General features: G+C 19.6%; 10 protein-coding genes. 6 read left to right on the forward strand and 4 right to left on the reverse strand.

Going from position 1 to position 13,254, the window contains the following annotated elements:
- Positions 1-46: 46 nt before the first annotated feature.
- The 6 genes from hpt to lpdA all read left to right on the forward strand — a co-directional run bounded on the left by hpt (position 47) and on the right by lpdA (position 9,488).
- Positions 47-574, forward strand: coding sequence for a hypoxanthine phosphoribosyltransferase (hpt, locus tag RJT27_RS00680; protein WP_343189579.1), 528 nt, complete (start codon positions 47-49; stop codon positions 572-574).
- 39 nt (positions 575-613) lie between these two features.
- Positions 614-1,417: a tRNA pseudouridine(38-40) synthase TruA gene (gene truA, locus RJT27_RS00685; RefSeq protein ID WP_343189580.1), complete on the forward strand. Its 804-nt coding sequence runs from the start codon at positions 614-616 to the stop codon at positions 1,415-1,417.
- Positions 1,418-1,486: 69 nt separating this feature from the next.
- Entirely contained in the window at positions 1,487-3,997 is a 2,511-nt protein-coding gene (secA, locus tag RJT27_RS00690) for a preprotein translocase subunit SecA (RefSeq protein ID WP_343189581.1), read from the forward strand.
- 112 nt (positions 3,998-4,109) lie between these two features.
- Positions 4,110-6,773 (forward strand): pyruvate dehydrogenase (acetyl-transferring), homodimeric type, encoded by a 2,664-nt coding sequence (gene aceE / locus RJT27_RS00695; RefSeq protein WP_343189582.1) that lies wholly within the window; start codon positions 4,110-4,112, stop codon positions 6,771-6,773.
- Positions 6,774-6,785: 12 nt separating this feature from the next.
- Positions 6,786-7,964, forward strand: coding sequence for a 2-oxo acid dehydrogenase subunit E2 (locus RJT27_RS00700; protein ID WP_343189583.1), 1,179 nt, complete (start codon positions 6,786-6,788; stop codon positions 7,962-7,964).
- A gap of 114 nt (positions 7,965-8,078) precedes the next feature.
- Positions 8,079-9,488, forward strand: coding sequence for a dihydrolipoyl dehydrogenase (lpdA, locus tag RJT27_RS00705; RefSeq protein ID WP_343189584.1), 1,410 nt, complete (start codon positions 8,079-8,081; stop codon positions 9,486-9,488).
- A 78-nt stretch (positions 9,489-9,566) separates the two neighbouring features.
- On the opposite strand, the gene erpA is transcribed toward lpdA, so the two are convergent.
- From erpA to ilvB, 4 genes are all read right to left on the reverse strand, one after another.
- The gene (gene erpA, locus RJT27_RS00710) at positions 9,567-9,887 is read right to left on the reverse strand and encodes an iron-sulfur cluster insertion protein ErpA (protein ID WP_343189585.1); all 321 of its coding nucleotides are present in this window, start codon (positions 9,885-9,887) and stop codon (positions 9,567-9,569) included.
- Between the two features lie 111 nt (positions 9,888-9,998).
- A complete protein-coding gene (gene rsmH / locus RJT27_RS00715; RefSeq protein ID WP_343189586.1) occupies positions 9,999-10,937 on the reverse strand; it encodes a 16S rRNA (cytosine(1402)-N(4))-methyltransferase RsmH in 939 nt (312 codons plus the stop codon).
- Positions 10,938-10,979: 42 nt separating this feature from the next.
- Positions 10,980-11,453 carry an acetolactate synthase small subunit gene (gene ilvN, locus RJT27_RS00720; RefSeq protein ID WP_343189587.1) on the reverse strand — a complete coding sequence of 158 codons (474 nt, stop codon included), beginning with the start codon at positions 11,451-11,453 and terminating at the stop codon, positions 10,980-10,982.
- A 1-nt stretch (position 11,454) separates the two neighbouring features.
- The gene (gene ilvB, locus RJT27_RS00725) at positions 11,455-13,173 is read right to left on the reverse strand and encodes a biosynthetic-type acetolactate synthase large subunit (RefSeq protein WP_343189588.1); all 1,719 of its coding nucleotides are present in this window, start codon (positions 13,171-13,173) and stop codon (positions 11,455-11,457) included.
- Between the last annotated feature and the right edge of the window lie 81 nt (positions 13,174-13,254).

The raw sequence follows: 13,254 nt of genomic DNA on the forward strand, positions 1-13,254 counted from the left end.
ATAATAAATTTTAAAGCTTTTATAATATAATTTATTAGTAAACATTATGAAAAATTCTATTCAAATAGTAATTTCTAAAAAGAAGATTTATAAACGTGTTATTGAATTAGGAAAACAAATTACTAGTAATTATCAAAATAGTCAACAAAATATGATTTTAGTTGGTTTATTGCGAGGTTCTTTTATTTTTATTGCTGATTTGTGTAGAAATATTAATATTAATCATAAAATTGATTTTATGACTATTTCTAGTTATGGAAATAATAAATATTCTTCTGGAGATGTAAAAATATTAAAAGATTTAAATGAAGATATTTTTAATAAAAATGTTTTAATTGTTGAAGATATTATAGATTCAGGAAAAACTTTATTTAAAGTATTAGAAATTTTAAAATTAAGAAAACCTCGTTCTTTATCTATTTGTACTTTGTTGTATAAATCTAATGCAAGAAATGTAAATATTAATATTGATTATTTTGGTTTTTCTGTTTCAAATGATTTTTTTGTTGGATATGGTATTGATTATTCTCAATATTATAGAAATTTACCTTATATTGCTAAATTAAGGTTTTAATTTATATTTTTAATAATAAATATTTAGAAATTAATTATTATGAGTTATTTTATGGATAAAATAAAAATTGCTTTATGTATTGAATATAATGGTAAAAATTTTTATGGTTGGCAAAAACAAAAAAAATTTAGAAATACTGTACAAGAAAATGTTGAATCTGTTTTGTCTATTATTGCTAAACATACTGTTAAAATTTTTGGTTCTGGAAGAACAGATTCTGGTGTTCATAGTATTGGTCAAATAGCACATTTTTATACTAATTCTAAAAGAAATATTTCAGATTGGGTAAAAGGTTCTAATTTTTATTTACCAAAAGATATTTCTATCAAATGGGCTATGCAAGTTCCTTTTTATTTTCATGCTAAAAATAGTGCATTATTTAGACATTATAAATATGTTATATATAATAAAAAATATAGAACTTCTATTTTTAAAAATTTATCATTACATGTTAATAATATACTTGATATAGATTTGATGAATTTTTCTGGTAAATTTTTAATTGGAGAAAATAATTTTTTTTCTTTTAAATCTAAAGGTTGTCAATCTTTAAGTAATTATAGAAATGTTATTTATTTTAATGTTTATCGTTTAGGTTCTTTAGTTATAATTGATATTATAGCTAATTCTTTTTTATATAATATGGTAAGAAATATTGTTGGTTGTTTAATTGATATAGGAAAATATAAAAAAGATAAATTTTATATTAAAAATTTATTAAAAATAAAAATAAAAAAAATGTCTTTTAAAGCATCATCTTCTGGTTTGTATTTATTTCATGTTTATTATCCTCCTATTTTTAATTTTCCTAAGTTTGATAATAATTTTAATGTTTTTTTTTAAAATTATATTTTTAAAATGTATTTATATTTAAATATATTTTAACTTTATAGAAAAATATGAGAATTTAACATGTTTAAAGAAATATTAAATAATTTTTTTTATAATAATAATGATTATATATTAAAAAAATTTAATAAAATTGTTTCTTATATTAATAGTATAGAATCTGATTTTGAAAAATTAAATAATAAACAATTAAGAGAAAAAACTGTTTATTTTAAAAAATTATTACATAATGGTGAAAATTTAGATCATATATTACCTGAAGCTTATGCAACAGTAAGAGAAGCAAGTAAAAGAGTTTTTGGAATGCGACATTTTGATGTTCAAATTCTTGGAGGTATTGTATTACATAAAAATTGTATTGCAGAAATGCAAACTGGAGAAGGAAAAACTTTAACTTCTACTTTACCTGCTTATTTAAATGCTTTAAGTAATAAAGGTGTTCATATAGTTACTATGAATGATTATTTAGCAAAAAGAGATGCAAAAAAAAATAAACCTTTATTTGAATTTTTAGGTTTAAAAGTAGGTTTAAATTTATCAAATATGTCTATTGAAGAAAAAAGAAAAGCATATTCTGCAGATATTACTTATGCTACAAATAATGAATATGGTTTTGATTATTTAAAAGATAATATGGTTTTTTCTAAAAAAGATAAAGTTCAAAGATCATTAAATTATGCAATAATTGATGAAGTGGATTCGATATTAATAGATGAAGCAAGAACCCCTTTAATTATTTCTGGTTCTTTAAATAATAATAATTTTTTTTATAAAAAGATTAATAAATTTATTATACCAAAATTAATTTTACAAGGTTATGAGAATGAAAAAGTTATTAATTTTTTTGGAGATTTTATTATTAATAAAAAATATAAACAATTATATTTAACAGAATTAGGTTTTAAAAAAATAGAAAGGTTATTGATAAAATATAATTTTATTTCTAATAAATATTTATTATATAGTAATTCTAATATTTTTTTATTTTCTTGTATTTTATCTTTATTAAGAGCTCATTATTTATATTTTAAAAATGTTGATTATATTGTAAAAAAAAAAAAAATAATAATAGTTGATGAGCACACTGGAAGAATAGCTATAGGTCGTCGTTGGTCAGATGGATTACATCAATCTATTGAAGCTAAAGAAAATGTTGATATTAAAAATGAAAATAAATTATTAGCTTCTATTACTTTTCAAAATTATTTTTTGTTATATAAAAAATTATGTGGAATGACAGGTACAGCTGAAACAGAATTTTATGAGTTTTTATTCGTTTATAATTTAAATACAGTTATTATACCTACTAATTTACCTATGATTAGGAAAGATATGCCAGATTTGGTATATTTAACTAAAAAAGAGAAATTTAATGCTATTATTTTTGCTATATTATCTTGTGTTAAAATTAAACAACCTGTTCTAGTAGGAACAATATCTATTGAGCAATCTGAAATAATTTCTAAAAAGTTAAAAATTTTAGGAATAAAACATAATGTTTTAAATGCTAAATTTCATGATAAAGAAGCAGATATTATTTCGCAAGCTGGAAAAATAGGAGCGGTTACAATAGCTACAAATATTGCCGGAAGAGGTATTGATATTATTTTAGGTGGTTGTAAAAAAAAAAAAAAAAATAAAAATAATTGTAGTTGTTTTATTAAAAAATGGGATAAAAAAAATAAATTTGTTTTAAATGTAGGAGGTTTACATGTTATTGGAACAGAGCGTCATGAATCTCGTAGAATAGATAATCAATTAAGGGGTAGATCTGGAAGACAAGGAGATGTTGGATCTTCTCAATTTTATTTATCTTTAGAAGATTCGCTTATGAAAATTTTTATTTCAAATAAAATGAAGTTTTTTTTTAGAAATTTAGGAATAAATTTTGGTGAATTTATTACACATCCATGGATAAATAAAATTATTGAAAAAGCTCAAAATAAAATTGAACAAAAAAATTTTGATTTGCGAAAACAACTTTTAGATTATGATAATATTTATAATAAACAACGTATTGTTATTTATAAATATAGAAATTTTTTATTAAAATCAAAAAATATTAATGATATTATTAATAAAATTTTACATGATGTTATAAATAGTATCATTAATAAATTTTTTAATAAATATATTTATAAAAAAAAAAAAAATATTTTAAATTTTAAAAAATATCTAAAAAAAAATTTTAATATTGTTTTTTTAAATATTCAAACTTATAATTTTAAAATTTTTAAAAAAAAATTATTTAAAAATATATTTATTAATGCAAATTTAAATTTATTTTATAAAGAAAAAATAATTGGTTTAAAAAATATTAAAAGAATTAAAAAATTTTTTATAATAAAAATTTTAGATGATTTTTGGACAGATCATTTAATTAATATGGAAAATTTACGTCAAAATATTAATTTAAGATCTTATGCTCAAAAAGATCCAAAACAAGAATATATTAAAGAATCTTTTTATATGTTTACTTCTATGTTGAAAACTTTTAAATATGAATTAATTTCTTTTTTGATAAAAACTGATGTATCATTTTTAAAAAGTGATAATTTTTTTTATAATAGATAATTTTTATAAATATTAAATATAATTTTAATTTATTAATGATTTGTTTTTAAAATATAAACAATATATATATTAAGTAAATGAAATAATTTTATATATATTTAGGATATTAAAGATGAGTAATTTTTTTTCTAATGATATAGATCCTATAGAAACTAATGAATGGTTAGAATCTATAAATTCAGTTATTTTTAATGATAATATAGAAAGGGCTTTTTTTTTAATTAATAAATTAATTAATAATATTAAAAATAAATATAATAAAATTTATGATATTAAATTTATTACAGATTATATTAATACTATTCCTTTTGATAAAGAATTAAAATACCCTGGAGATATTGTTTTAGAAAATCGTATTTGTTCTGCTGTACGTTGGAATGCTATTATGATAGTGCTTAAAGCTTCTAATAAAAAATTAGATTTAGGAGGTCATTTATCTTCTTTTCAATCTTCTGTAATTTTATATGAGGTTTGTTTTAATCATATTTTTAATGCAAGAAATAATAAAAATGGAGGAGATTTAGTTTATTTTCAAGGTCATATTTCTCCAGGAATTTATTCTAGAGCGTTTATTGAAGGAAGAATATCATGTGATCAATTAAATAATTTTAGACAAGAAGTTTTTGGAAATGGTTTACCTTCTTATCCTCATCCAAAATTATTACCAAATTTTTGGCAGTTTCCTACTGTATCTATGGGTTTAGGTCCTATTTGTGCAATTTATCAAGCTAAATTTTTAAAATATTTACAATATAGGGGATTAAAAGATACATCTAAACAGATGGTTTATGCTTTTTTAGGAGATGGAGAAATGGATGAACCTGAATCTAAAGGTTCTATAATTATAGCTTCTAGAGAAAAATTGGATAATTTAGTTTTTGTTATAAATTGTAATTTACAAAGATTAGATGGTCCTGTTATAGGAAATGGAAAAATTATAAATGAATTAGAAAGTATATTTTTTGGAGCTGGTTGGTTTGTTATTAAAGTTATTTGGGGTAGTGGTTGGGATAAATTATTTAAAAAAGATAAAACTGGAAAATTAATACAATTAATGAATGAGACATTAGATGGTGATTATCAAACTTTTAAATCTAAAAATGGAGCTTATATTAGAAAATATTTTTTTGGTAAATATTCTGAAACGAAAAAATTAGTTAAGAATATGACTGATGATGAAATATGGAATTTAAATAGAGGAGGTCATGATCCTTTAAAAGTTTATTCTGCTTTTAAAAAAGCAAAAGAAGTAATTGGTAAACCTGTAGTAATTTTAGCACATACTATTAAAGGTTATGGTTTAGGAGTTGATATTGAAGCTAAAAATATTGCACATCAAATTAAAAATATAAATATTAATGAATTGTATAATATAAGAGATCGTTTAAATCTTAAAATTAATAATAATGATATTCCTAATTTTCCATATATAAAATTTAATAAAGATACTAAAGAATATAAATATATACATAATCAAAGAAAAAAATTAAATGGTTATTTACCTACTCGTTTAAATAGATTTACTGAAATTTTAAAATTACCAACTTTAAAAGATTTTAAAACATTATTAATAAAACAAAATAAAAAAATATCTACCACTATTGCTTTTATTAGAGTATTGAGTATTTTAATTAAAAATACTTTTATTAAAGATAGAATTGTTCCAATTATTGCTGATGAAGCAAGAACTTTTGGAATGGAAGATTTTTTTAGACAATTTGGTATTTATAATTTTCAAGGTCAAAAATATATACCTCAAGATAAAGAACAATTATCATATTATAAAGAAGATAAAACTGGTCAAATTTTACAAGAAGGTATTAACGAATTAGGAGCTGCTTCATCTTGGTTAGCTGCTGCAACATCTTATAGTACAAATGATTTTCCAATGATACCTTTTTATGTTTATTATTCTATTTTTGGATTTCAAAGAATTGGTGATTTATGTTGGGCTGCTGGAGATCAACAAGCTAGAGGGTTTTTAATAGGAGGAACTTCAGGAAGAACTACGTTGAATGGAGAAGGATTACAACATGAAGATGGTCATAGTCATATTCAATCTTTAACAATACCAAATTGTATATCATATGATCCTGCTTATGCTTATGAAATTGCTGTTATTATAAATAATGGTTTAAATAGAATGTATGGATTAAAACAAGAAAATATATATTATTATATTACTACATTAAATGAAAATTATAAAATGCCAGCTATTCCAAAAGGATCTGAAAAAGGGATATGTAAAGGAATATATAAATTTTGTACATTTAGTAGTAAAAATTTTAAGGTGCAATTATTAGGATCTGGAGCGATTTTAAGAAGTGTTATAAAAGCTGCTAAAATTTTATTTTCAGAATATGGAATAGGTTCAGATGTGTATAGTGTTACTTCTTTTACTGAAATTGCAAGAAATGGGCAAGATTGTATTAGGTGGAATATGTTAAATCCTAATGAAAATAAAAAAATTCCATATATAGCTAAAATTATGAATAAATTTCCAGCTGTTGCTGCTACAGATTATATGAAATTATTTGCTGAGCAAATTAGAAATTATATTCCTTCTAAAAATTATATAGTTTTAGGAACAGATGGTTTTGGAAGATCTGATAGTAGAAAATCTTTAAGAAGTTATTTTGAAGTAGATAAATATTATATAGTTATTTCATCATTAGGAATATTATCAGATTGCGGTTATATTAGTAAAAAATTTGTTTTAAATGCTATTGTTAGATTTAATATTGATATTAATAAAATTAACCCTCGTTTAGTTTAAAAGGTTATATTAGTGGATATTATCGTTAAATTACCAGATATTGGATCAGACAAAGTTGAAGTTATTGAAATTTTAGTTAATGTTGGGGATTTTATTAAAAAAAAAAGTGGTTTGTTAAATGTAGAAGGTAAAAAGACTTCTATAGAAATACCTTCTCCTAAATCTGGATTTATAAAAAAAATATTAGTAAATGTTGGTCAAAAAATTTATAAAGATTTTAAAATATTTATATTAAATATTAAAAAAATAAAAAAAAAAAAAATAAATAAAATAAAAAATATTAAAAATAATATTAAATTATTTTCTAATAATTTTAATAATGAAAATATTTATGCTTCTCCATTAATTAGAAGATTAATTAGATTAAATAAAATTGATAAATTTAAAATAATTGGATCTGGAAGAAAAGGAAGAATTTTACAAGAAGATTTAAAAAAATATATAAAAAAAAAAAATAATAATATTTCAAATAATAAAAATGTTAATAAATTTGGAAAAATTGAAATATTAAAATTAAATAATATACAAAAATCAACTATTTTTAATATAAAAAAAAGTTGGAAAAAAATTCCTCATGTTACTCATTTTGAAGAAATTGATATTACTAAATTAGAAAAGTTTAGAAAAAAATATAATAAAAAGTTTTTTACTGATAAAATAAATAATATAACTTTATTACCTTTTCTTGTTAAAATTATATATAAATCTTTACAAAAATTTCCTTATTTTAATTCTTCTTTAAATGAAAAAAAAAATATTATTATTTTAAAAAAATATATAAATATAGGAATAGTAGTAAATACTAAGAATGGTTTGTTTATACCTGTTTTAAAAAAAATTAATAAAAAAAGTATTTTAAAAATTTTTAAAAAAATAAAAAATTTTTCTAAAAAAGCTAAAAATAATAAATTATCTTTTTATGATATGCAAGGTGGTTCTTTTACTATATCAAATTTAGGTGTTTTTGGAGGAAGAATGTTTACTCCTATAATTAATTATCCAGAAGTTTCTATTTTGGGGATTTCTAAGTTTGTAAAAAATTATTTTTTTATTAATAATAAATTTAAGAAGAAAATAATTTTACCAATTTCTTTATCTTATGATCATAGAGTTATAAATGGTGTAGATGCAGGAAAATTTATATCTTATATAAATGATGTTATATCAGATATACGTTATTTATTAATGTAAATATTATTATTTATAATATATTTTATTTTTATATTTTATATTTTTTTATATATATAATTTTATTTAAATAAATATTTATAATTAATATAATTTATTATTATTAAGGTAATTTTTATGAAAAAAATAATTAATACTAAAGTAGTAGTTATTGGATCTGGACCTGCTGGATATTCTGCTGCTTTTCGTTGTTCAGATTTAGGTTTAAATACAGTTTTAATTGAACGTTATGAAAATTTAGGTGGTGTTTGTTTAAATGTTGGATGTATTCCTTCAAAAACTTTATTACATGTTGCAAAAATTTATAAAGACAATGAATATTTTTATAATAAAGGAATATTTTTTAATAAACCAAAAATTAATTTTAAAATATTAAGAAATTGGAAAAAAAATATTATTAAAAAAATAAATTTTGGTTTAAATAATATGGCTAAAAATAGAAACGTAAAAATTGTTTATGGAAAAGGTTCTTTTATTAATAAAAATTCTATTTTAGTTATGAATAATAAAAAAAAGATAAAAATTAATTTTAAATATTGTATTATTGCAATAGGTTCGAAATCAATTAATTTACCATTTAATGTTTCAGGAATTTGGAATTCTACAGATGCATTAAAATTAAAAAAAATACCTAAAAGTTTATTAATTATAGGAGGTGGGGTTGTTGGATTAGAAATGGCTACTTTATATAGTTCTTTTGGTTCTATGGTAGATGTAATTGATAATTCTAAATATTTATTACCTATGGTAGATAAAGATATGGTTTTTATGTTTAGAAATATTATTAAAAAACAATTTAATATATTTAATTGTACAAATATTTTATCTATTAAAAAAAATAATTTAGGTTATTTAGTTAATATTGAAAATAATAAAAAAATTAAGCAAGATAAAATTTATGAAAATATTATTGTTTCTGTAGGTCGTTATCCAGAAACATCTTCTTTAAAAATAAAAAATATTGGAATTATTTTAAATAAAAATGGTTTTATTAAAGTAAATAAAAAAATGCGTACAAATGTAGATAATATTTATGCTATAGGTGATATTGTTGGTGTTCCTATGTTAGCTCATAAAGCTATGCATCAAGCTCATATTGCAGCTGAAGTTATATATGGAAAGGATCATTATTTTGATCCTAAAGTTATTCCTTCTATTGCTTATACAAATCCTGAAATAGCTTGGGTTGGAATGAATGAAAAAGATGCAAAAAATAATAATATTAATTTTGAAGTTGCATTATTTCCTTGGAAAGCTTCAGGAAGAGCTATTGCTACATGTACTTCTTGTGGAATGACTAAATTAATTTTTGATAAAGATACTAATAAAATTATTGGTGGTTCTGTTATTGGAAAAAATTCTGGTGAATTATTATCTGAAATATCATTAGCTATTGAAATGGGATGCGATGCAGAAGATATTTCTTTAACTATTCATGCTCATCCTACATTGTATGAGACTATAGGTTTAACTGCTGATATTTTTACAGGTACTATTACAGATTTATTAAATGAAAAAGCAAAATAAAAAAAATTTTATATTTTAATGAAATTAAAATATTTTGGGTATCCTTTAAATTATAGGATATCCAATTTAATTTAATATTTATATATTAAATGATGAACCACAACTGCAAGTATTTTTAGCGTTTGGATTATTTATTATAAATTTTGAACCTTCTAAATTTTTTAAATAATCTATTTTACATTTATTTAAATAATTTATACTAATTTTATCAATTATAATTAATGTTTTTTTTTTTTTAATTATAATATCATTTTTTTTTATTTTTTTTTCTAATTTAAATTTATATTGAAAACCATTACAACCTCCTCCTTTAATATATATTCTTAATATTCTTTTTTTTTTATTTATATTATTTATTTTTTTTTTTGCTTTTTTTGTTATTGTTATTATTTTTTTCATTTTTTATAATTATATTTATTTTATTAATATAAAATATTTTATATTAAAATTATTTTTTTTAAAAATATTTTATTAATATTTTTTTAAATATTTTTAATATTATTTATTATATTATATTTTTTCTATTACTCTAAGAATTGCACTTTTTGAATTAGAATTATAGTATTTTTCTTTAGTTTTTGGTTTTATTTTTTTTATTATTTTAAATTTTATTTTTTTTTTGTTTATTTTTATTATATTTTTATATTTTATAGGTATTTCTATTGGTATATTATTACAATTTATTTTGCTGTTTTTTTTTATAAAATTTTTTACTATTTTATCTTCTAAAGAGTTAAAAGTTATAATTACTAAACGACCATTAGGTGCTAAAATAGAATAAATTTTTTTTAATGTTTTTTTTAATGTTTTTTTTTCTTTATTTAGATATATTCTAAATGCTAAAAATGTTTTTTGTAAAGATTTTTTATATTGATATTTTATAGGAATAGTTTTTTTTATAATTTTTTTTAATTGTTTAGTTGTTAATATTTTTTTTATTTTTTTTTTTTTAAATATAGCTTTTGAAATTTTTTTAGAAAATTTTTCATTTCCGTATTTTTTTAATATTGTAAATATTTTTTTTTCTTTTGCTTTTTGTAACCATTTTGATAATGAAATTTTTTTATTTTGATTTATTCTCATATCTAAAGGGCTATTTTTTTTAAATGAAAAACCTCTTTTTTTATTTTTTAGTTGATTGTTAGATATTCCTAAATCTATTAATATTCCATTTATTAATCCTTTTATTTTTTTTTTTTTTGAATATTTTTTTATTTTTGAAAAATTTTTTTTGAATATTTTAAATCTAGTATCTTTTATTTTCTTTGCATTTATAAAATTTTCAGGATCTTTTTCAAAAGCGTATAAATATCCTTTTTTATTTAATTTTTTTAAAATTTCTTTTGAATGACCTCCGAATCCAAAAGTGCAATCTATATAAATTCCATTTTTTTTTATTTTTAATGCTTTTATGGATTCTTTTAGTAAAACTGTTTTATGAAAATTCATATTTTACTCTTTATAATTAATTTTATTTATTTTATTTTTTTTTTATTTAGAAATATTTATTATTCCAGATCTAGAAATTTTTTTTATTTTTATTTTATTTTTTATTTTTTTTATAAATTTATTTATTTTTTTTTCGTTTCCTGTTTTTTGTAATATTAAATATTTTTTATTTTTGTTAATAATAGAATATTTAAATTTTTTTTTTGTTTTTTTTTTATTTATTTTTTTTTTATATTTTTTTTTTATTTTTATTAATATTATTTCTCTAGAAATATATTTATTTTTTTTTATTTTAACAACTTTTAAAACGTCAATTAATTTATTTAATTGTTTTTTAATTTGTTCAATACATCTTTTATTTCCAATAGTTTTTATTGTTAATAAAGATAATGTTGGATCTTGTGTTGGAGCAACATTTAAACTGTCAATATTATATCCTCTTTGTGAAAATAATCCTATTACTCTAGATAATGCTCCAAATTCGTTTTCTAATAAAACAGATAAAATTGTTTTCATATTAATATCCTTTTTTTTTTCTTAAATACATTTCATTCATTCCACCACCTTTTATTTGCATAGGATAAACATTTTCTTTTGGATCTATTAAAATATTTACTAATACTAGTTTGTTATTTTTAGTATGTTGTAATGCTATTTTTAGTTTTTTTGTTAATTTTTTTTTATTTTTAATATTTATTCCTATGTGTCCGTATGATTTTGCAATTTTGGAAAAATTTGGTAAAGATTTCATATAAGATTGTGAATGTCTTCCACAATATATTATATCTTGCCATTGTTTAACCATACCTAATGCAGAATTATTTAAATTTAATATTAAAATAGGTAATTTGTATTGCATAGCTGTTGAAAGTTCTTGAATATTCATTTGAATGCTTCCATCTCCTGTAATACAAATAACAGTTTTTTTTGGAAATGCCAATTTTACCCCTAATGCTGCAGGAAAACCAAAACCCATTGTTCCTAATCCTCCTGAATTAATCCATCTTCTAGGTTTATTAAAGTTATAATATAGAGCGGTAAACATTTGATGTTGCCCAACATCTGATGTAACATATGCTTTACCTTGAGTTAATTTGTATATTTTTTCTATTACATATTGAGGTTTTATTATTTTTTTTTTTTTTTTATATTTTAAATTTTTATTTTTTTTCCATTTGTTTATTTTTTTCCACCAAGAATTTAATTTTTGTTTTATTTTTGTTTTTTTTAAAATTTTAATTATTTTTTTTAATATATTTTTTGCGTCACCTATAATATAAATATTTGCTTTTATTGTTTTAGAAATGGATGTTGGGTCAATATCTATATGTATAATTTTTGCATAAGGGCAATATTTTTTTAAATTATTAGTTGTTCTATCATCAAATCTAACTCCTACTGCAAAAATTACATCTGAATGATGCATTGACATATTTGCTTCATAAGTTCCATGCATTCCTAACATGGATAAACATTGAGGATGAGAACCAGGAAATCCTCCTAAACCCATTAATGAAGTTGTTACTGGAAAATTTAATTTTTCTGCTAGATATAAAATTTCTTTATGACTGTTAGATTGTATAACTCCTCCACCTATATATATTATAGGTTTTTTTGATTTTTTTATTGTTTTTATTATTTTTGGTATTTTATTTATATTTATATTTTTAATAGGTTTATATGATCTTATTTTTATTTTTTTTGGTTTTATATATTTTATTTTATTATTAATATTTAATATATCTTTAGGAATTTCTATTACAATTGGACCTGGTCTTCCAGTAGAAGCAATCCAAAATGCTTTCTTGAAAATTATAGGTATATTTTTTGTTTTTTTTAGTAAAAAACTATGTTTTACTATTGGTCTTGATATTCCTATCATATCACATTCTTGAAATGCATCGTATCCAATTAATGAAGAATCAACTTGTCCAGATATTATTATCATTGGTATAGAATCCATATAAGCTGTTGCTATTCCTGTTATTGAATTTGTTGCTCCGGGTCCAGATGTAACTAAAACTACTCCTGTTTTTCCGGTAGATCTAGAATAACCATCTGCCATATGTGTTGCTGCTTGTTCATGTCTTACTAAAATATGTTTAATTTTGTTTTTTTTTTTATATAATGTATCATAAATATCTAATACAGCTCCTCCTGGGTATCCAAAGATATATTTTACATTTTGTTCAATTAATGATTGTATAACAATTTCAGATCCAGATAGAATTTTCATTTTTCCTCAAATAATATTTTTAATATAATATATTATATTAATTTATAATTATTTATACATGTTTTTTATATTTTATTTATA

It is taken from the genome of Buchnera aphidicola (Greenidea ficicola) (assembly GCF_039386055.1).
Taxonomy (GTDB): domain Bacteria; phylum Pseudomonadota; class Gammaproteobacteria; order Enterobacterales; family Enterobacteriaceae; genus Buchnera_K; species Buchnera_K aphidicola_A.